The sequence below is a fragment of the Dorea sp. 210702-DFI.3.125 genome (assembly GCF_020560945.1).
Classification (GTDB): Bacteria; Bacillota; Clostridia; order Lachnospirales; family Lachnospiraceae; genus Dorea; species Dorea formicigenerans.
Genome location: NZ_JAJCNF010000004.1, coordinates 1 through 21,715 on the forward strand (window position 1 = coordinate 1; position 21,715 = coordinate 21,715).

The 21,715-nt window shown below is 42.6% G+C and carries 21 protein-coding genes and 1 pseudogene; 3 read left to right on the forward strand and 19 right to left on the reverse strand.

Features of this window, described 5'->3' with window-relative positions; translation table 11 throughout:
- A partial coding sequence (locus LI164_RS03005; RefSeq protein WP_227086719.1) for an IS110 family transposase occupies positions 1–1,303 on the forward strand: 1,303 nt, incomplete at its 5' end.
- 241 nt (positions 1,304–1,544) lie between these two features.
- Here LI164_RS03005 and LI164_RS03010 read toward each other — a convergent pair.
- The 6 genes from LI164_RS03010 to LI164_RS03035 form a co-directional block, all read right to left on the reverse strand.
- A complete protein-coding gene (locus LI164_RS03010; protein WP_227086720.1) occupies positions 1,545–2,870 on the reverse strand; it encodes an APC family permease in 1,326 nt (441 codons plus the stop codon).
- Between the two features lie 16 nt (positions 2,871–2,886).
- On the reverse strand, positions 2,887–4,107 hold the full coding sequence (locus LI164_RS03015) for a MalY/PatB family protein (protein ID WP_005332939.1): 1,221 nt from the start codon (positions 4,105–4,107) through the stop codon (positions 2,887–2,889).
- Positions 4,108–4,393: 286 nt separating this feature from the next.
- A complete protein-coding gene (locus LI164_RS03020) occupies positions 4,394–5,089 on the reverse strand; it encodes a FadR/GntR family transcriptional regulator (protein WP_227086721.1) in 696 nt (231 codons plus the stop codon).
- Positions 5,090–5,110: 21 nt separating this feature from the next.
- Positions 5,111–6,196 (reverse strand): aspartate-semialdehyde dehydrogenase, encoded by a 1,086-nt coding sequence (gene asd / locus LI164_RS03025; RefSeq protein WP_005332942.1) that lies wholly within the window; start codon positions 6,194–6,196, stop codon positions 5,111–5,113.
- A 16-nt stretch (positions 6,197–6,212) separates the two neighbouring features.
- A complete protein-coding gene (gene argH, locus LI164_RS03030; RefSeq protein ID WP_227086722.1) occupies positions 6,213–7,592 on the reverse strand; it encodes an argininosuccinate lyase in 1,380 nt (459 codons plus the stop codon).
- Between the two features lie 75 nt (positions 7,593–7,667).
- On the reverse strand, positions 7,668–8,276 hold the full coding sequence (locus LI164_RS03035; RefSeq protein ID WP_040015463.1) for an epoxyqueuosine reductase QueH: 609 nt from the start codon (positions 8,274–8,276) through the stop codon (positions 7,668–7,670).
- Between the two features lie 194 nt (positions 8,277–8,470).
- Here LI164_RS03035 and LI164_RS03040 point away from each other — a divergent pair, with 194 nt between their 5' ends.
- Complete coding sequence (locus tag LI164_RS03040) at positions 8,471–9,238, forward strand: ABC transporter ATP-binding protein (protein ID WP_227086723.1); 768 nt, start codon at positions 8,471–8,473, stop codon at positions 9,236–9,238.
- Positions 9,231–10,040: an ABC transporter permease gene (locus tag LI164_RS03045; RefSeq protein WP_227086724.1), complete on the forward strand. Its 810-nt coding sequence runs from the start codon at positions 9,231–9,233 to the stop codon at positions 10,038–10,040. The genes LI164_RS03040 and LI164_RS03045 overlap by 8 nt, the downstream gene beginning before the upstream one ends.
- Before the next feature lie 301 nt (positions 10,041–10,341).
- On the opposite strand, the gene LI164_RS03050 is transcribed toward LI164_RS03045, so the two are convergent.
- From LI164_RS03050 to hypF, 13 genes and pseudogenes are all read right to left on the reverse strand, one after another.
- Complete coding sequence (locus LI164_RS03050; RefSeq protein ID WP_227086725.1) at positions 10,342–11,124, reverse strand: A24 family peptidase; 783 nt, start codon at positions 11,122–11,124, stop codon at positions 10,342–10,344.
- A 19-nt stretch (positions 11,125–11,143) separates the two neighbouring features.
- Positions 11,144–11,317: a hypothetical protein gene (locus LI164_RS03055; RefSeq protein WP_005332957.1), complete on the reverse strand. Its 174-nt coding sequence runs from the start codon at positions 11,315–11,317 to the stop codon at positions 11,144–11,146.
- 142 nt (positions 11,318–11,459) lie between these two features.
- Positions 11,460–11,687, reverse strand: a pseudogene (locus tag LI164_RS16260) (DUF3841 domain-containing protein); the annotation flags it as partial.
- A 360-nt stretch (positions 11,688–12,047) separates the two neighbouring features.
- A complete protein-coding gene (locus LI164_RS03065; protein ID WP_117656988.1) occupies positions 12,048–12,626 on the reverse strand; it encodes a DUF3841 domain-containing protein in 579 nt (192 codons plus the stop codon).
- Positions 12,602–13,159: a DUF3841 domain-containing protein gene (locus LI164_RS03070; protein WP_005332963.1), complete on the reverse strand. Its 558-nt coding sequence runs from the start codon at positions 13,157–13,159 to the stop codon at positions 12,602–12,604. Before LI164_RS03070 ends, LI164_RS03065 begins: the two co-directional genes overlap by 25 nt.
- 104 nt (positions 13,160–13,263) lie before the next feature.
- Complete coding sequence (locus LI164_RS03075) at positions 13,264–14,424, reverse strand: nitrogenase component 1 (protein WP_005332965.1); 1,161 nt, start codon at positions 14,422–14,424, stop codon at positions 13,264–13,266.
- Positions 14,421–15,839: a nitrogenase component 1 gene (locus tag LI164_RS03080; RefSeq protein WP_227086726.1), complete on the reverse strand. Its 1,419-nt coding sequence runs from the start codon at positions 15,837–15,839 to the stop codon at positions 14,421–14,423. The genes LI164_RS03075 and LI164_RS03080 overlap by 4 nt, the downstream gene beginning before the upstream one ends.
- A 63-nt stretch (positions 15,840–15,902) precedes the next feature.
- On the reverse strand, positions 15,903–16,658 hold the full coding sequence (locus LI164_RS03085; RefSeq protein WP_005332969.1) for a nitrogenase iron protein NifH: 756 nt from the start codon (positions 16,656–16,658) through the stop codon (positions 15,903–15,905).
- Positions 16,652–16,924 (reverse strand): TM1266 family iron-only hydrogenase system putative regulator, encoded by a 273-nt coding sequence (locus LI164_RS03090; RefSeq protein ID WP_005332971.1) that lies wholly within the window; start codon positions 16,922–16,924, stop codon positions 16,652–16,654. The genes LI164_RS03085 and LI164_RS03090 overlap by 7 nt, the downstream gene beginning before the upstream one ends.
- A 38-nt stretch (positions 16,925–16,962) precedes the next feature.
- On the reverse strand, positions 16,963–17,982 hold the full coding sequence (gene hypE, locus LI164_RS03095; RefSeq protein WP_005332972.1) for a hydrogenase expression/formation protein HypE: 1,020 nt from the start codon (positions 17,980–17,982) through the stop codon (positions 16,963–16,965).
- A 20-nt stretch (positions 17,983–18,002) separates the two neighbouring features.
- A complete protein-coding gene (hypD, locus tag LI164_RS03100) occupies positions 18,003–19,061 on the reverse strand; it encodes a hydrogenase formation protein HypD (protein WP_118358249.1) in 1,059 nt (352 codons plus the stop codon).
- On the reverse strand, positions 19,061–19,270 hold the full coding sequence (locus LI164_RS03105; protein ID WP_005336157.1) for a HypC/HybG/HupF family hydrogenase formation chaperone: 210 nt from the start codon (positions 19,268–19,270) through the stop codon (positions 19,061–19,063). Before LI164_RS03105 ends, hypD begins: the two co-directional genes overlap by 1 nt.
- 48 nt (positions 19,271–19,318) lie before the next feature.
- Complete coding sequence (gene hypF / locus LI164_RS03110; RefSeq protein ID WP_227086727.1) at positions 19,319–21,715, reverse strand: carbamoyltransferase HypF; 2,397 nt, start codon at positions 21,713–21,715, stop codon at positions 19,319–19,321.

The window sequence follows — 21,715 nt, forward strand, 5'->3', positions numbered from 1 at the left end:
TTTCTTTAATCTCGATGATTTATTCATCTCTGTTGGTATTGATATCGGTGCTGATTTCTCATGGATGTCTATAGCACTTCCAAACCAACAATTCGTAGGAAAACCTTACAAAATCCTACATAACAGTATTGATTCCCTTACAACCGCTGTTTCTAAAATAAAAGAAGCAGAAGAGTTGTATTCTTTGGAAAGTCGCATTTTCCTCGAATCCACGGGAATTTATCATTACCCACTCTTCTGCTATCTTCGTGATAAGGGTTTTAACTGCTCGGTTATTAATCCTATCATCACTAAGAATAGCACAAACATCAACATACGAAAAGTACATAATGATCGTTTTGATTCTAAAAAAGCTGCTTTGATTGGTTTGAAACCTGATTTAAAGGTTTCACTTATGCCTTCAGATCTTGCTCTAAACTGCCGTAACCTATGCCGTGAATACTACGATTTAATGGATAATCGCAGTGCCTATGTGAATAAGCTTCAGGGTGAATTACGCATGGTGTTTCCACAGTATCTTGACATCTTTTCCAAGGTTACTATCAACACTTCTCTTACATTATTGGAGACTTATACCTCTCCATCAGCTTTTCTTAAAGCAGACAAGCAAGAGATTATTGATATCATCAAATCAACAGCTCGCTTTGGACTTACATATGCTCAAAATAAGTATAATGCCATAATTCAGGCGGCAACTGATGCAAATCAGTTTGGTTACATCATAGACAGCAACATCAAGCGTATTCGCCTTTATATCAGCTTCATACGTAAATATGATGAAGAAATCAACAACATTCTTGAATCGCTCCATGAGCTTGTTGATGCTAATGAAGATGCCGACTTTGTCAAGCAGATTCATTTGATTGAAACATTTAAAGGTGCTGGTTTCTTGTCTGCTGTATCCATCATGGGTGAGATTGGTGACTTTTCAGCATTTTCAAAACCAAAACAACTTTTCGCTTATTTCGGTCTTGATCCGGCAGTAAAACAATCCGGAAAATTTGAAGGTACCAAGGTTCAAATGTCTAAGCGTGGTTCTGCCATAGCCAGACGTGTGATTCACACGTTAACCTTACAAAGCATCAGTATCTCCCGTAATGGAGAAGCTAAAAATCCAGTTCTTCGTGAGTACTACCTCAAGAAATGTGACTCAAAACCAAAGCTCGTAGCAATGGGAGCTGTTTCACATAAGGTATGCAATATGATATTTGCAATACTCAGAGACAACAAACCATTTAAAATCATTGCTCCTCAGGAGCATATCAAACAATACAATGCTGCTAAATGCGACATAGCTGCATAAAATACTATGAACCCAATGATTCAATATCTTTCAAAAAATGATATTTTCACCAAGGGGAAAGTTTGCCCTTTTTTAGTCAGAAAACAAAATAATTTTTTTCTCATTTAACTATTGACATTTATTAGCTGGACTTATTGTGCTTTTTTAGGCATAAGGTACTTTTCTGCCACAAGAAGGGATGCTTTCTGGCATCCCTTCCACCATCATAAATGTGCCACATTTATGATTTCCGGCATTGTTTTTATTTTTCTCCAACAATTTCTTTTACTTTCTTTTCTCTTACAAACGCATAGATAATTACGATTGCAAAGAATACAACGATCATCTGCCATGCGTTCTGAATATCAGCAAAGTTCAAAGCAGCTGCAATTACATATCCAATCAGACCTATTGTTGTAAAGATGTAAAGTGGAACTTTTCCAACTTTGAATGGTGATTTTGCCATAGCTTCTGGATTTTTCTTATAAATCAGATATCCTGTAGCAATTGGGAATAATACATAAATCAGGCTCAGACCATTACCAAGTCTTGAAATTGTCTCAAGGCTCATGCCTGTAAGAATCGGAATTGCACCAATAATGTAAAATACTGTAAGCAGTACAACCGGTGTTCCCCTTTTTCCAACATATGCCGCTTTCTTTGGAAGCCAGCCTTCCTCAGCTGCAACAAGAAGACCTTTTGTTACCCAAGTAAAACTTGCATTCAGTGTAGATGCTACTGCAAACATTCCTCCACCAACAACGAAAAATACATACAATCCTTTCGGGAAAATCTCTTTTGCTACAAGTGATAAGCTTTCGCCTGCAATCTGGTCAACCGGAAGGACTCCTGCTGCGACAACTCCGATAAATGCATAGATAACAGCTACTACTACTGTACAGCCGATCATCGCTCTCGGAAGATCACGTCCAGGATTCTTCATCTCTCCGCCAAGCTCACTTAAGAACTCCGCTCCACCTGTGGCAAATGTAAGCAAGCTCGCACCTGTCATAAAGTTAATAAATCCGTTTGGCATAATTTTATCGATGCTGTCAAATGCTGACCAGTCAACCTTTGGCAACCCAAAGATAATGAATAATGCCATTGCAACTACCAGAACAATAACGAGGATGTTCTGAAGTTTTGCAGCCATCTCAACACCAAGGATGTTCATAATAAAGCAAACTGTTAAAAGTACAAATGCTACAACTGTCTGATTTGTTCCCGGAAGCAGATCATGCATGTAAACTGCGAACGTAATCGCAAACATTGCAAGGACTAGTTGTCCTGCTACCAGAAGTGCCAGATAAAAGAATCCAGTCTTTCTTCCTATGTAATCACGTACATATGTATACATGCCACCTGTCGCCGGTACTGCTGCTCCAAGAACAGCCAGAACCATGTTTGGACACAAAACAAGAAGTGCTGCTGTCAGGAAAGCAAATGGTGTTCCTGCACCTGTCAGCGCAATGCAAATACCTGTCAGTGACATAATACCTGAACCGATGATCTGTCCGATACCGATTCCCATCAAATCCCCAAGGCCAAGAACTTTTTTCAGTTCTCCCTGTTTCTTCTCTTCACCCATAATGTTCTCCTCATTCCTATTTCACATACTTATCATACATTGCTGCCATCAGTTCCAGACCTTTCATCAAAGTCTCTCTTGCACAACCAATGTTAAATCTCATAAATCCTTCTGCATCTTTTCCATAGTGGCTGCCGTCTCCGAGCGCTACCCCATATTCTTTTGCAAGAATCTCTGTAATCTTTTCGCTTGTCAGACCATAACAATTCATATCCAGCCACATCAGGAATGTTCCTTCATACTTTGTAACCTGAACTTTTGGCATTCTCTCTGCAATGAATTTCTCTGTGGCATCTGCATTTGCTTTTACATATGCGCGTGCCTCATCCATCCATGTGTCACCGTATGTATAAGCCGCTTCCATTGCTGTAAATGCAAGGTCACATGGTCCGAACATCCAACGAGACTCAAAATCTGCAACTACCTGTTTCTTTAATTCCACATTTGGAATAATCAGACAAGAAGATACAAGACCTGCCATGTTAAATGACTTACTGATTGCTGTGTAAATAATCAGTTTGTCATAAATCTCCGGGAACTTTCCAAGCGTTGTATAGTTGCGTGTCAAAGCATAGTCTGCATGTACTTCATCACTTAGAAGATATACGTCATATTTCACACACAATTCAACAAGCTTACGGAGCTCTTCCTCTGTCCACACACGTCCGACCGGATTATGTGGGTTGCAGAACATAACCGCTTTTACACCATTCTTTAATTCATCCTCGAATCTTTCATAGTTGATAGTAAAGTAATTATCAACCCGATCCATTGGACATGCTACTAATTCATGTCCACTGTTTTCAATTGCTGCAAAGAATGGATCGTATACAGGTGTGAATGCAAGAATTTTCCCTCCTTTTGGAACAAGCATCTGCATATTAAAGTAAATATTGGTTACCACACCACTGCTGATGAACATCCAGTCTTTTTCTGCGTGGAATCCATGTCTACGATCCCACCATCCCTGGATAGCATCATACACACTATCCCATGGATCCGCATAACCAAAAATCGGATGATCACATCTTTTTTTCATCGCCTCAAGAATCTTCGGCTCAGATGCGAAGTCCGTATCTGCGATCCAAAATGGAAGCAATCCGTCTTTTTGACCAAAATCCCATTGTACATTCCACTTAATACTACTTGTACCTCTGCGGTCAACTACTTTGTCAAAATCATACATATTTCCCTTGACCTTCCTTTCTTGTTGCACTTCCAACTTGTTATATATCATAACACCTTTTCCCTGTTTAATCAATTATATACATAATATTTCTCATTTTTCTGTATTATCGCATAATAACTTCGCCGTTTTTTTGACAGTATTGCACAAAATATTAACGAACATCTTCTATAAATATTTTCATGTTGTTATGTCTATCTATAGAATTAGATAACAAGAAAGGAAGTATATCTCTATACTTCCTTTCTTGTTATCCTTTTATGACTTTTAACTTTTATGAATACAATTTGCTATATTATATCCAGATGGTTCTATCTAATCTAAATTCTAACATATATTACGCCATAACACGTCTGAAATAATCTTCATACATCTGTTCTGCATATTTTTCATGTTCTTTCATGTAAAAATATGCGAACTCAGCATCTCTCGCCTCGATTGCTCTCAAAATCTTCTGATGTTGTAAACTTAATGTCTGTGCAACCTTTTCCTGTTGTTCTGGCAACACCATATCTTTGGGCGCTTTTGACTCCTCCACCTCGATCAACTGTTGCAACATTTCTACAAGTTCCTGATTACCCAGTATTTCTGCAAGTGCCAAATGAAATTCATTCGTTGGATTTTTCATCCGAATATGATTCTCCCAGATGCGAAGAGATGCAAGCTGCTCGTCTGTCGCCTTTATCGCAACCTGTCTTGCGATCTCCGGCTCTAACAGAATCCGAACCTGTGTTGCTTCCATGCATAGTCTGCGATATGCAGTCATCTCTTCTGAAAATTTTCCACGTGACAGCAAGTCTTCTACATCTAGAATCACTTCGCTCCCCCGCCCTTTTTCTGTTCGGATATAACCCATATCAGACAGAATCGATAATGCTTTCCGGACGGTGATTCGACTGACCCCCAAATTATCAATCATTTCTTTTTCACTTGGCAACAGATCTCCCTTTGTATAAACCCCGGATACAATCTGATCTTTGATCATCTTGACCACTTGTTCGTAAAGTGGAGTCTGACCTCCCTGTTTTGCCATGTATTCATGTCCCCTCTGTGATTATTTTGCCTGAATATATCCTTTTGCCGTCAGTGCTTCTGCGCAGAGTACAGCTCCGCCTGCTGCTCCGCGGACTGTATTGTGTGAAAGTCCTACGAACTTAAAGTCAAACATAGAATCTTCTCTGAGACGTCCGATGGATACACCCATTCCGTTCTCATAGTCTACGTCTAATCTTACCTGTGGACGGTTATCCTCTTCCATGTAGCGGACAAACTGCTTTGGTGCACTTGGAAGTCCTGCCTCCTGCGGAAATCCTTTGAAGCTTTCCAGTTTCTCAATAAGCTGCTCTTTTGTAGGTTTCTTCTCAAAGTTGATAAATACTGCGGCTGTATGTCCGTTCAGAACCGGCACACGCAGACACTGGCATGTAATCTTCGGAGCATCTGCAAGTGTGATCTGTCCGTTCTCATATGTTCCAAGAACACGAAGTGGCTCCTGCTCGCTCTTTTCTTCCTCTCCACCGATGTATGGAATAATATTCTCTACCATCTCCGGCCACTCTTTGAATGTTTTACCTGCTCCGGAAATTGCCTGATATGTTGTAGCAACAACTTCTTTTGGTCCGAACTCTTTCCATGCTGCAAGGCAAGGTGTGTAACTCTGGATAGAGCAGTTTGGTTTTACTGCAATAAATCCGCGAGTTGTTCCAAGACGTTTTCTCTGATCATTGATCAACTCAAAGTGGTCTGAGTTAATCTCCGGCACTACCATCGGAACATCTTTTGTCCAGCGGTGTGCACTGTTATTGGAGACAACCGGTGTCTCTGTCTTCGCATACGCTTCCTCGATTGCGCGAATCTCGTCTTTTGTCATATCAACTGCACTAAATACAAAGTCTACAGAAGAAGCTACTTTCTCGACTTCATTAACATTCGCAACGATCAGTTTCTTAACTCCTTCCGGCATCGGTGTATCCATTTTCCAGCGGTCTCCGATTGCTTCTTCATATGTCTTGCCTGCTGATCTCGGGCTGGCTGCAACTGTTACAACCTCGAACCATGGATGGTTCTCCAGAAGTGCAATAAAGCGCTGTCCAACCATTCCTGTTGCTCCTAATATTCCGACTCTTAATTTCTGATCCATCTCGTATGTCTCCCTTCTAGTACTCTTCCATATATTTTTTATAACTATCCACTGCTTCCTGCATCGGTTTCACACCCGGTGCACCAGTTGTATTACGTTTCTCTACACATGTCTTTAAACTGATTGCTTCATAGATATCTTCCTCGAATACAGGTGAAATCTTCTTATACTCCTCAAGTGGAAGATCATCCAACGGAATCTTCTTATCCAGACAAAGTAACACGAGCTGTCCAACAATTCCGTGTGCGTCTCTAAACGGAACTCCGTGATTCACAAGATAATCCGCTGCATCTGTCGCATTTGTAAATCCGTGCTTTGCACTCTCTTCCATGCGGTCATTCTTAAATGTCATCGTACGAAGCATGCCTGCAAATAACTGTAAGCATCCTTTTGTTGTATCGATTGCATCAAATGGAAGTTCTTTATCTTCCTGCATGTCTTTGTTGTATGCAAGCGGAATTCCTTTCATTGTAACAAGAAGTCCGGTCAGTGCAGCATAGACACGTCCGGTCTTACCTCTTACAAGCTCTGCAATATCCGGATTCTTCTTCTGCGGCATAATACTGCTTCCGGTACTATAAGCATCATCAATCTCAACAAACTTATATTCATTAGAATTCCAGATGATCACTTCCTCTGAGAAACGGCTCAGATGCATCATAATCATGGAAAGCGCTGACAAATACTCAATCAGATAATCTCTGTCTGAAACACCATCCATACTGTTCATAGTTGGTCCGTCAAATCCAAGAAGCTTTGCTGTATAGGCACGGTCTAACGGATAAGTTGTTCCTGCAAGGGCTCCAGATCCAAGCGGACATGTATTCATTCTTGCATAAATGTCTTTCATACGCTCATGATCTCTTTTGAACATCTCAAAATACGCGCCCATGTGGTGAGCCAGTGTGATTGGCTGTGCTTTCTGTAAATGTGTGAATCCCGGCATATATGTCTCAAGGTTATTCTCCATAATTCCAAGAATCGCCTCTAACATCTCCTTGATCAGTGCATCTGTCTCCTGCACTTCATCACGGATATAAAGCTTCATATCCAGTGCAACCTGATCATTTCTGCTTCGTCCTGTATGAAGCTTCTTACCTGCATCTCCAACACGGTCGATCAGGTTTGCCTCAACAAAACTGTGAATATCTTCATATTTATCAGTAATCTCAAGTTTTCCTGATTTCACATCATCAAGAATCCCCTGAAGTCCTGTAATAATTGTCTCTTTTTCTGCATCGGTCAGGATTCCCTGCTTTGCAAGCATGGTAACATGTGCCATACTTCCTTTGATATCCTGCTCATAAAATCTCTGGTCAAATGAGATAGATGCATTGAACGTATATACTAACTGGTCAGTCTCTTTTGTGAAACGACCTCCCCATAATTGTGCCATAATCTCTTCCTTTCCGTCATTTAATACTGTACTGTATAAAAGTGTACCATATTTTTATCTAAAGTCAACAGTGTCTTACTTTCGTTGTCTCTGAGAAAATTCACAACCACAGTAATCCTGTCTGTACAAACCATAAATTTTTGACAGTTCTGTGGAACGCTTGTAACCATTTTTCTTCTTAAAATCTGAAATCAAATATTCCACACCATATTCTTTTGCCAGACGCTGCCCGATTTCATTGAGCTTTGCTGCATTCTTCAGTGGACTGATGCTAAGCGTGGTTGTAAAATAGTCATATTCTCCTGCTTTTGCAATCTCTGCAGTCTCTCTGAGACGCAGCTCATAACATTTCATGCACCGGGAGCCGCCTTCTTTGACCTCCTCAAGTCCCCTGGCCATCTCGTAAAATTTCTCTTTCTCATATTCTCCCGCTACAAAGCTGACCGGATATTTGAAATTCATATCATCGATCAGTTTCTGTTGTTCCAGAATCCGCTTCGTATACTCTGTCTCCGGATAAATATTCGGATTATAGTAGAACACTGTGATTTCAAAATAATTGCTCAGATACTCTAACACATAACTGCTGCATGGAGCACAGCAACTGTGTAACAGAAGCCTTGGAACACGCCCTTCTTTTGTCAGCGTATCCAATAACTTGTCTAATTCTTTTTGATAATTCATACTCATCGTTCCTATCTTGCGTACTCACATGCAATTATAACTTTTTCATAACAAGATGACAAGGGAAAATCCATATTTATGAACCATTTTATGGCCACGGAAATATACATTTTTCGTTTGATATAAAACTGACCACACATTTTCTTTCAAGATACATATGATAAGATATAGGATTATCATTTGCGGAGGTTTCCATGGATCAAGTACTGGAACTTAAGAATATTCACTATGCTTACCACAATCCGGACGGAGAAACTCCTGCCATAAATGGCATCTCCTTTATCCTGAATAAAGGAGAATTCGTTGCCATCGTCGGACCTTCGGGTTGCGGAAAGTCAACGCTTCTTTCTATTATTGCCGGACTTCTCACACCTGAAAAAGGCTTCATTAAAATCAATGGGAAATACCTTCACGAAAGCACCACAAATGTAGGCTATATGTTACAACATGATGAACTTTTCGAATGGCGGACCATTTACAATAATGTTATTTTAGGACTGGAAATTCAGCATATGCTGACTGCAAGGACCAGGGAAAAGGCACATAATCTTCTAGACATCTATGGGCTGAAACAGTTTGAAAATGCAAGACCCTCGGAACTTTCCGGCGGCATGCGCCAGCGGGCCGCCCTGATCCGTACACTCGTTCTGGATCCAGATCTCCTACTGTTGGATGAACCATTTTCCGCATTGGACTATCAGACCCGCTTAAATGTCGGGGACGATATTGGTCAGATCATCCGGCTGGAAGGGAAATCAGCCGTTCTTGTAACACACGATCTGTCAGAAGCCATCTCCCTCGCCGACCGGATCATTGTCCTTTCCGGACGCCCGGCTAATATACGTCAGACTGTTCCACTCATTTTTGATTTGGAACAAGATACTCCTTTGAACCGCCGGAACTCCCCGGAATTCAAACATTACTTCAACTTAATATGGAAGGAGCTGAATACAGATGACTGAATTTTTAAATGAACTTTCTGAAAATCAGATCAACTATCTGAAACAGCAAAAGAAGCACAAATACATTGTCGGTATCTCCCGGATTCTGATTCTTTTCAGTTTTCTCTTTCTTTGGGAATTCACTGCAAATGTAGGTATCATCGACTCCTTCATCTTTAGCAGCCCGTCAAAGATTGCACTATGTTTCTGGGGCATGGTGCTGGATAAAAGCATTTTTCTGCACACCAATGTCACACTATACGAGACAATCTTAAGCTTCCTGCTCGTCACCGCCACCAGTATTCTGGTTACCATTCTTCTTTGGTTCAGCAGACGGTTATCAGAGATTCTGGATCCTTATCTGGTAGTACTGAACAGTCTGCCGAAGTCTGCACTTGCACCACTTCTTATTGTCTGGCTTGGAGCAACAAAAACAACAATTATCGTCGCCGGAATGTCTGTAGCAATCTTTGGAAGCATTCTGAACTTATACACCAGTTTTATGACCGTCGATCCAGGAAAACTGAAACTCATCTATACACTGGGTGGAAATCGGAGGCACGCGCTTCTAAAAGTCGTACTTCCTTTTTCTCTTCCGGCAATCATCAGTAACATGAAAGTCAACATCGGACTCTGCCTCGTAGGCGTGATCATCGGTGAATTTCTGGCTGCCAGAGAAGGGCTTGGATATCTGATCATCTACGCGAGCCAGGTCTTTAAGATGGATTGGCTTCTTATGAGTATCCTTCTTCTCTGTCTCATGGCAACACTTCTCTATTCGCTCACAAATCTACTTGAGCGTTGGTGCCGAAAGCATTACTAATATCTCAATTCTTTTTGGAAGAACAATGAATGTGCAATTTCCTATTATATGAAAAAAGGACCTATCACCTCCTGTGACGGTCCTGTACATAATAGCGTGTTTTTTGTTTTACTTACATATACTGTGTTAACTCCGCTTTATTATTCGTAAATTTCATTGCTTCTTCTCTTGTAATATATCCCTGTTGCATCAATCTGGAAAGATCCATATTCAGTGTATGCATCCCGCGCTCGCTGAAGATACGGCTTCTTGTTTATCTATACCTGATTTTTATCTCTTTAGTAACTGTTCGTTACTCTCTTTATAAAAAATGCAGATACCATGTAACGATCTGATTTCCATATAATGCCGCAAGCGCCAGTCCGAATGCAAGAAATGGTCCGAATGCAAATACATCTTTTTTTCCTAATTTCTTGCTCTTTAGCATAAATGCTCCGTAAGCGCCTCCTGTCAGCAGCCCGAAAAACATGGCGCACACTACCGATCCTGTCCCAAGAAATGCTCCGGAGACCGCCATTAACTTGATATCCCCACCGCCAAATGCTCCCGGGATTGCAAGTGCCAGAAGCAGCATCGGAACAGAGATGATCAGCGCTCCAATCAACCTGTCTATAAGCCCGTGCTCCGGAACAAGCCATATATTTGCAATTGCTAATATCAATATAAAAATATGAAATCTATCATAAATAATCTGGGTATCCCAATCAATAAGGGCTACCACAAGTAGTATTCCAAAATAAATCAACATGACTGTACCACGCATTGATAACATTCCAAGACTGCCACAGCCATAACGAATTCCACAGCCGATAAATGCTGTGCCGCCAATCACTTCCACGAAGAAATCTCTTCCCGGAATGCGGCTTTTACAACCTGCACATCGTCCGCGCAGGAATATGTAGCTGACACACGGGATCAGTTCCCACGCATGTAATACTCTGCCACAATTCGTACAATGACTTCTTCCGTTTACCACACTTTCTGCTCTTGGCAAACGGTCAATCACCACATTCAAAAAACTAAAGATACAGGCTCCGAAAAAGAACCGGATCACCCATAAAATACTTTCTAATACAATTAACATGTTATTCTACTCATCTATCTTATTCTTCTTTGCCAGCCATATAGTCTTCATAGTAGACCGTATATGATTTTGGCTCTAATGTGTACCAGACGGTGTAATCACCTTCCCGGTAAACGAACTTTTCAACGGTATATCCGTCCTCTGCCATCTGAAGCACCCAGAAATCTCCCGGTGCTTTGCTTAAATTAAGCACTTCTGTCCAAATACTCTCAGCGACGCCTCCCTCCTTGGAAGCGTCGAAAAAAGTACCACTCCTGCCATAGCATTCCTGTCCAGTTACCTGGAGCGCCAGCCGCACCGATTTTGCATGCCCCAGAGCCACTTGAGCGTCTGCCCGATGTAAAAGTCGGATCGCACACCCATACCGGATACTCCACGTCTGCCAGTTTATTCGCCCTGTCCGGTCCGTGCTTTACCAGCCAGTCATAAGCTTCCAGCACGACCGGAGCCTGTTCTTTCAAATCCATCCTGATATACTCCTGTTTCGCAATGTAACGACCGGCCGTCTCCAACTCTTTTAACACATTTTCATGCTGTTTGGTCCAGACGGTAATATTCGACATACGCTCCCTCCTTTTTACATACCTTTATTTAAAAGATGCCAGGGGCAAAAGGTCTAAATCCACATGAGCTTGCTCATAAGTGGATGAAAGACCTTGGGATCCGCCCCAATATGAGCCTAAAAGTGGGATGACAATCCCACGATATGCGAATAATTGGGAGGATTGTGGGAGTGCAACGCACGGAACAATCCGTAGGCATCATAGTTGGGGCTTTTGACCCCAACATCATTTATTGCTATAATATCTTTGTTATACTTATCCATCAAGTAATTGCTTACATAAAATAGACGATATGTCACAAATTGTCAAATTATGCGATTTTTTTGGAATTATAGCATATTTTGGGAAAACTCACAATGATTATTCTTTTACAATCCACTCATCTTTGATGCACCACAGTCCTGCCTGCACACTGTGAACACCACTGTTATCCCCCGCCTCGATTGCTTGCTGATGACCAAACAGACGTTTCCAGCTTTCCTGAATTCTCGCTTTCTGCTCCGGATAAAAATTACTGGTCATAATCTGAAATTCATTCATCCCCATATTTTTCAATTCTTCGGAAAATGTTGCTTCTTCCGATTCATTTTCACCGATATAATGCATCTGCATAATCTTCGTCCAGTCGAACATGTCGAACAAGATTGCTTCTCCTATTGGCACGTCTAACGTCAGCACATGTCCATCTCCTGTCTGATCCACATTATAAAGATCTGTGAATGCCCAGTATGGATACTCGGCTCCTTCTGGTTTTGGAACTATATGCTGCGCCTCCTTTACAAACCAGCCATATGCATTTATAAATACCTTCGCAGACTCCTTATATTTTTTTCGTACATACTCTTCTTTTGAATAACATACGCCGTCCCGTTTCAATACCTGATATACAACATCAGTCTGAAAAGAATACAGTCTTATCGTATTACATCTGTCAGCCATTCTCTCTTCAACTCCCATACATTTCCATATTTCGCATCGCTTCCCATAAGGATTGTATCATCAAACAACCGCTCCCAGCTATTTTGTATCTCACGCTTAATCTGTGGATAGAACTGGGAAATAACTGCTTTTACATCACTGATTCCATAATCATCCAGAAGTTGTCTGTGGCGTCTTAAGTCATTTTCGTCTTTCGGAATATATCCGTAATTTAAAATATGTCCCCACTTTGCGATATTAACTGATGTAATGATTGCAGGATCCAGTGACAACTCTAAAATTACTGTATTTTCACTGTTCATCATTGTTCCTTCGTTGGTAAATGACACCCATACCGGATACTCCACGTCTGCCGGTTTATTCGCTCTGTCCGGTCCGTGCTTCACCAGCCAGTCATAAGCTTCCAGCACGACCGGAGCCTGTTCTTTCAAATCCATCCTGATATACTCCCGCTTCGCAATATAACGACCGGTCGTCTCCAACTCTTTTAACACATTTTCATGCTGTTTAGTCCAGACGGTAATATTCGACATACGCTCCCTCCTTTTTACATACCTTCATTTAAAACCCACCGTTCTGATATGCTCTTGCGATCACATAAGATGGCTCATAAAATGCACTGCAGTTATCATTGATTTTAATACTTCCAGAAATCTTCGATTTTTTCCAGCTTTTTCTTGTAAATTCTTCCGGAAAATGCCAGATGTGGAAGTTCGTAGAACTCACATTTTTTCGGACAGATCGGACGGTACATTGGATCTGCTGCTATGATATCTGCATCTTTTAAAGCTTCTTCCATGTCTTCCTCTCCAAGAACCTGCCGGCTTGTTCGAAACAATAAATCTTCCGTCTCCTGTAACGGGCATAATACATGAACTGGTATTCCATATTTCTGTTCAATAGCCAAAGCCAGTGACTCTGTCGTGACCGGTTCACCGATCAGCATAACTTCTTTATCGTTTTTGCCGCTTCCAGGCTGCTCCTTATCCGAATTTTCTTCACGTAATCTTTTATATGGGTATCGTTCTTTCTTCTCCAATGCCTGTACAATTTCTTCTGTAAATGTTCCTACTGGCGTCCCAACTACATATGGCATTTTATATTCTTTTTCCAGATATTTTGCGGTGCGCAATCCCACGGAAGATACAACAAGATTTACTTCTGCTTCCAGTGCATGGCTCAATACTTCAAGATCATCTCCCATCGCCCAGGTTGATAACACCTTCCAGCCACATTTTTCCAGATTTTTTTTCATATATCCGGCACGGCTATATGCTCCAAAATCAAGCGGCGTGACACCAAGAAGATTAACCGTATGTGGCTGTATATTTTTCTCTTCGCAAACTGCCTTTGCAGGCACAAACTGCCTTGCAATCTGCTCCAGAGCTAGTCCTGCACCATATACATAATCGTGCATACCATTGGTCGGTACAGAAAATGTAGGAATCCCAAGTTCCTGTTCCAGCACTTCTGCCAGTGCCGGAAAATCTGTTCCGTTCATATATGGAATCGGCGATCCGGCAAGTGCAATAAACCTCGGTTTTAATTCCCGTGCTGCATCCATGATATCATTCAGGAACTTTTCATCATTTCCCATGATCGCATCGATTTCAGTAAGTCCCGAGATGTAGATCAGGCTGTCCTGGTCATACCAACGGATCTCATCATGTGTATTATAAGTAGAATTACAGCCGGACGGATCATGCATCACTGTCATACCGCCCAGTTCATAAAGTGCAGAACAGACACCCGACACATCCGCCGTGTAAATTGGTATAATTTTGTATGTCTGTCTCATATGCAGCTTTCGCACCCCCATCCTTTTCGCACAACCAGATCCTCCACTTCTTTTTCTTCTTCGTAAGCCCGGATCATAAGTTCTGCCATTTTCCGGATTCCATCAAATCCATACCACCCTGCGCCTTCAACTACATTCACAAAATATGGGCTCTGGGTGAACCATGCTGCTTTTTGTCCCAGTGCCAGCATTTTTCCTTCATTCTTTCTTGGAAGCACGCGCATCTTTGGCTGAATGGTCGCGCGAAGCTCCAGTTTTGGTGCATGTTTGCTAAGCCAGTAAAATTCCTGTTCTTCCTCCGGGCTTACACCATCCAGATAAACAGCTTCCACACAAAATCCATGTTCTAAAAGATATTTTGCCAGTCCAAGCGGTCTCGGATGCATGAGATAGTCGATGACGATTGGTGTATCTCCAACAACTTCTCTTACTTTTTTAATAGTTTCTTCGCAAGCTTCAACCTCTTTTTCGTAATAGGAATCTTTTTGTGCATCTATCAACACATTTAATGTCTCTATCTGTTCTTCAGACGTCTGAATTATCTTAGATACCAGTGTCTTTTCCAGTATCTCTGCCAGTCTTTCCATCTGCTGCTTTATCTCTTCATAGTTAAAACTTGCCGGCATGTAAATGTGTTCTCGTCCCAGTCTTTTTGCCAGCGCCTGCGCCCCGTATTTTGCTGTCGGATAGATAGAAAGAAATATATTTGCTTCACCAAGTTTCTCATACTTGTCCCATGTATCACAAGTCGTAATCTCTCTGAGTTCACAACCACATTTTTTCAGGAATCGTTTGATGTCAGAAGTTTCGTCCAATGGGAAATTATGTCCAAGCAACGTGACGATATGTGGATCTGCTTTTTGCACTTTTAATGGATCATACATTGCTTTTCGCAGTTTCTGATCTGGTGTCAGACCAGTTTTTTGCATAATCGGATCCATATAGCAGCGTACAAATGCAATTTCCGGGAAACGCCTGTCAAGTTCCTCATAGACCATCTTAAGATCACAGCCAAGAAAATGATGGAGGCACACGGTAAATAAGAGCACTGCTTTTGGTTTTCGTTCCAGTTTCTTTAATACATCTGTGACGCCTTCAATTGTGATATCCTCCAGATTTCCGTTCAACAGATCGTCTTCTTCGATGATCACGTATGAAAAACGATCTGCCGCATTCATCTCGGCCGCCGTCAATACAACACCACGCATACAGTTATCTGCACAGACATATATCTGAATGGTCTCCGGCATCAACATTCCGGTGTGTACAATATTCCAGTTTCCATGAACCGGAGAATTAAACTCCAATCCCGGATGAAATGGTGCCGGATAGGACGCATCTTTTATTCTGATCATGGCTCCTTCTGGGGTTACATGGTTTTTCTCCATTTCCGTCTGTCCTACTCGTTTTAACATAAATTCCCTCTCTAAATTCTTTCCCACTACATTTCACATTTTGTTCAAAAATGCCCCGGCAGCTTAGTTCTTACATATCGCCAGAACCGCCTCACTCAGAGCACGGTATTCATCTGCCATCTCACTGTCAGGATAACACTCCATCAACGTTTTTTTCTGCTCTTCAGCTGCCATTACAAGCTCACTTCTTGAGAGGTACCCAATAGTACCACTATGGAAATCTTCTGCCAGTTCCTGCACTTTTTCTTCTTCTCTTGGCACATTTCTCCGGTTCAGAATAAATCCGCCAAGTTTTGCATATCCGCGATTCTGGAAGCGTTCCAGTGCCATTGCAATGTTCGCTCCGGCATGAATGGACATATTTTCTCCCGAAGTTACAACAAATACATAGTCTGCATACCCACTCCGCATAGGCATGGAAAATCCGCCACACACTACATCGCCAAGTACATCGTAAAGGACTACGTCCGGTTTGTAGACTTCATATGCTCCGGTCTCTTTTAGTTTCTCCAGTGCAGTGATAATTCCGCGTCCTGCACAGCCAAGTCCCGGGGTCGGTCCTCCTGACTCCACACAGACAACTCCTTTGTATCCGATTCTTGTAATCTCTTTCAAAGTCACATTGCCTTTTTTCTCATTATAGATATCCAATACTGCCGGCATAGGTTCTCCATCGCGCAAGGCAATCGTAGAATCTGCCTTTGGATCACAGCCAATCTGCATAACTGATAATCCTTTTTCAGCCAGTGCGACCGCCATATTGGATACTGTCGTAGATTTTCCGATACCGCCTTTGCCATAAACTGCAATTTTTAACATGATAATTCCTCCGGTTTGGTGATGACATTGGAGTAAGCAGTCTTTGCCGACACTCCCTTAAGACGCCCTATTTTTCCAGAAAGCGCACTGATCACGTCCTGCGGCGCATCAATCGCAATACTGATAATATGGATTCCTTTTTGACGGTACGGGATTCCCATTCTTCCAATAATATATTTTCCTGACTCATGCAGATATTGATTCAACTGCTCCGTCGCCTCCGGGTTTTCTACAATAATAGAAATCACTGCTACTCTTGTTTCCATACTTTCTCTCCCTGCTCTTATTTCTAAGTAATCTGATCTTAGCAAATTCTCGGCAATAATTCTCCGCCTGGCTGTGGCAATAATGCCTGGGTTCCAATCTCCGTCATCATTACAACTTTTCCCGGCTGTTCTTCTGTAATTTCACCAATAATAGCAGCATTTTCTGAATATGGGCACTGACGCAATGTCTCCACAATCTTCGCTGCTTCTTCCTTCGGTGCAATGATGACCATAGTTCCTTCACATGCAAGATACAATGGTTCCAGTCCCAACATGCCACAGACACCCCTTACTTCCGGCTGAACCGGAATATTGGCGCTGTCAAGCTGTACGCCTACCTGGCTCTGCTTCGCAATTTCATATAATACAGTTCCCACGCCGCCACGTGTCGCATCACGAATAACATGCAGATCGTGTGTCCTGTTCATCACTGCTTCCACCGTCTTCCAAAGGGGTGCACAATCACTCTTGATATCGGCCTCAATTCCCAAATCTTCTCTCTCAAGCAGGATTGTACAGCCATGGCGTCCAATATCTCCTGTTACAATAACCGCATCACCGGGTTTCGCAAGCTCGCCGCCGACTTTAACTCCATCTTCAATCTGTCCCATTCCTGTTGTTGTGATAAATACTCCGTCCACCTGCCCTTTTCCGGCTACCTTTGTGTCACCGGACACGATGTGAACACCTGCTTCTTTGGCGGTTTTTTCCATTGCTGACGCAATTTCTTCCAGTTTGTCCATTGGGAATCCTTCCTCAATGACAAATGCACAGGTCAGATACAGTGGCTTTGCTCCCATACACGCCAGATCATTGACTGTTCCGCAAATAGACAGTTTTCCGATATTTCCTCCTGGAAAAAATGCAGGTGATACGATAAATCCATCGGTAGACACTGCCATTTTTCCAACTGGTGGATTTAACACAGCCGCATCATCCGCAGTCAGATCCGGATTTGCAAAATGTGCCGCAAATATGTTATCGATTAATTCTGATGTCTGACGTCCTCCGGCACCGTGTGCCATGGTGACTGTCTGATCTTTTATTCCATTATTCATAATATATCACTCCCAGCTTTTTATTTCATTTTCTCTGCTTCGCCGTACATATAGTACGCGGAACATGCACCTTCTCCTGACACCATGCATGCGCCAACCGGATGCTGTGGTGTACAGACCTTACCAAATACCTTACAATCAGAAGGTTTACATTTTCCCTGAAGAACATCTCCGCACCGGCATGCAGGATTTGCTTTTCCCTGAATCGGCGGAATCTTGTATTTCTTCCGTGCGTCAAATGCGCTCCATTCCTCTTGAAGTCTCATTCCTGAACCTTTGATTACGCCAAGCCCTCTCCATTCACTATCACAAGGTTCCATCATCTCTTCTATCAGCTTCTGCGCCTGTGGGCTTCCATTCTCTGTTACTACACGCGGATAACAATTTACAAAAAATGGCCTGCCTTCCTGAAACCGTGCCAGTGCCACTGCCAGCGCTGTCAAAAGTTCTTTTGCTGTAAATCCTGCTACCACACCGCTGACTCCTTCTTTTGCCAGTTCTTCGCACAGCTTCGTCCCGGTGATTGCATTAACATGTCCCGGATACAGGAAAATGTCTGCGCTTCCCTTCAATGCTTCATATGCCTGCGGCATCGTTTTATTCGCTGTCAGAATCGAGTAGTTCGTCAAGCCCTCTTCCCTTGCTTTTTTCACAGAAAGACAAGCAGACGGAGTGGTGGTCTCAAATCCGACTGAAAGGAATGTAACCTGCTCCTTTGGATGTTCTTTGGCATACTCCTTCGCATCTACTGGAGAATAGACAATACGGATTTTCGCACCCTTTTCTCTTGCCCCGGCAAGACTCATATTCGTTCCCGGTACACGTACCAGATCACCAAATGTACAGATCGTCACTTGCCTTTCCAGTGCCAGATAAATTGCTTCGTCAATGAATCCGACCTGTGTTACACAGACCGGACACCCCGGTCCCGAAATCAGTTCCACCTGTTCTGGCAAAAGTTTCCGGATTCCAAGTCTGAAAATCTCATGTGTATGGGTTCCGCACACTTCCATGATTCGCACCGGAGGACCATCATAGCCTTCGATGATCTCTCTGGCTGTTTTCTTTTTTTCTTCCATTATAATAAATCCTCCATGAGCTGATCTGTCTCACTTTCATCTTCATCCGTAATCTTCGCGATTGCAACTCCTGCATGTACCATTACATAATCTCCCGGCTCCAGTTCATCCAGAAGTTCCGCAGAAACCTCCCTCTTTGCTCCATCAGCATCTACCACTGCCATGCCTTCATTTATTCGCACTACCTTTGCTGATAATCCAACACACATGCTCTTAACCTCCCATAATCTATTCTTTTTATCTTTCAAGATCTGTTTTTACTTTACATTTTTACTATCTGTCTGCTTCTTTTTATTCAGATATGCCATGCCATAAACTGCCTGGCCAAGCCCGATACCGCCATCATTTGGTGGAATCAGATGATGCCGCAATACCTGGAACTTTCGATTTAAAAGTTCCTTTTCCACGAGTTCCAGCAATAGACGGTTCTGAAATACGCCGCCGCTTAGCGCCACCTGATTACATTTCTTCTGCGTTCGTACATTTTCGCAGGCAGCGCAGATCTCCATTGCAAGCAACTGATGAAATATATACGCAAGCTTTCCGACATCTTCCCCTTGTCTTCTGCCCTCGATCATCTGCCAGACAATTGCATTCGTCTGCAAAAAAATATGTTCATGCTCCTTAACATCTGTATGCTTACCATTCTTAGCATTTGTGGCATTCTTGACATTCTCGGCATTTTTGGCGTTTTTGGTATTTTCCGTATTCTTTGCCTCATGTTCTTTCTGCCATGCCTCTGCTGCGAATTCCAGTGCCATGGACGCTTCCCCTTCAAATGTAGAGCTTTTTTGAATCCCCAAGATCGCACTTACTGCGTCAAACAACCTTCCTGCACTTGTAGACTCAATTGCATTCAAATGTCGCTGTGCCATAGTAAGAATCACATTTGCTTCTGGTTCGGTACATAATTCCAATTCTTTTATGATATTTTTTGCTTTTTCTTTCTCCCTCACAAGTCCACCAATGATGGAGACTGCAATACGAAATCCTTCTTTGGAAGCAATGTCTCCGCCTACATGCCAGAATGGCTCAATACTGCCTATTCGTTTGAAATGTTCATAATCTGCGTACAGAATCTCACCGCCCCAGATAGTACCATCCGTTCCATATCCGGTTCCATCAAAGGAAACGCCAATGACTGGACCTGCGCAGTCATTTTCCGCCATACAGGATAAAACGTGCGCATAATGATGCTGCACTTGTATCATTGGCAGCTCCATTTCATGCGCCACCATTGTGGAATTGTACTTCGGATGCAGATCTGCCACTACAAGCTCTGGCTCTACTTCCAGCAAAGCAGTCAGTCGCGTGATCGTCTCCTGAAGCGCTTTCACTGTCCGAAGATCTTCCAGATCTCCTACATACGGCGCCGGATAAAACCGGTCATCATGTCCAATACAACATGCATTTTTCAATTCTCCGCCCACAGCAAGTACCTGCCCTTGCCACGCTTTTGAAAGCATATATGGGAGTGGTGCATACCCCCGGCTTCTTCGGATCATATACGGTTCTTCCCGGTAAAAATCCATCACGGAATCGTCTGCACGGATACGGATCTTCCGGTCATGAGAAAGTATGCAGTCGCATAAATGTGACAGTTCCTCTTTTGCTTCCCGGTCATCTCTGCAAATTGGTGCACCGGAAATATTTCCACTGGTCATCACGAGAAAATCAGGCATCTGAATGCCGTCATCATACTGAAATAACAATAGTTGAACCGGTGCATAAGGAAGCATTATCCCCACCTTCGGATTAAAAGGAGCTACCGATTTTGCAAGTTTGCTTACGCCTTCTTTTTTATCCAGCAACAGTATCGGTTTTTGATGCCCGGTCAGTATCTTTTCCTGTTCTTCGCTAAGTTCACATACACTGCGCACCGCCTCTTCGTTACGTGCCATCACTGCAAATGGTTTGACCGGACGTTTTTTTCTTGTCCTCAAAAGTTCCACGGCTGATTCCTTTGTCGCATCACAGCACAAATGAAACCCACCGATTCCTTTGACTGCCACAATTCCGCCTTCCGCGATTACGCGTCTGGCGTAAGTAACCGCGTCTCGTCCTCGTTCGCTTCTTTCTGCCAGATACACCTGTGGTCCACAATTATTGCAGCAAACAGGCTGTGCATCAAATCTGCGGTCCTCTGGATCATGGTATTCGTGTTCACAGTCCGGACACATTGGAAATTCTTTCATACTGGTACGTTCCCGGTCATACGGAAGTGCATCTAAAATAGTCAGTCTCGGTCCGCAGCATGTACAGTTAATAAATGGATGCAGATACCGTCTGTTCCCCGGCTGATACATCTCTTCCTTGCACTCTTCGCAGATTGCAATATCTGGAGAGACAAAGATTTCCCCTTTCGTCTTTTCGCTCTCAACAATCTGAAAATCTTTATAAATTTCCGGATTTTCAACGTCTTCTATATTCATCTTCAAGATTGCTGCACGTTTCGGAGACTGTTCACGGATCATGGTCACAAATCTATCCACCTGTGCTTCTGGCGCCTGGGCGAAAATCTCTACATAAGGACCTTTGTTACTGACGCTCCCATGGATATTACAAGTCGTTGCGTGACGGCTTACGGTTGGGCGAAAACCGACTCCCTGAACAATTCCGTAGACACGGATTCGTCTAGTCAATGTTTCTTTCAT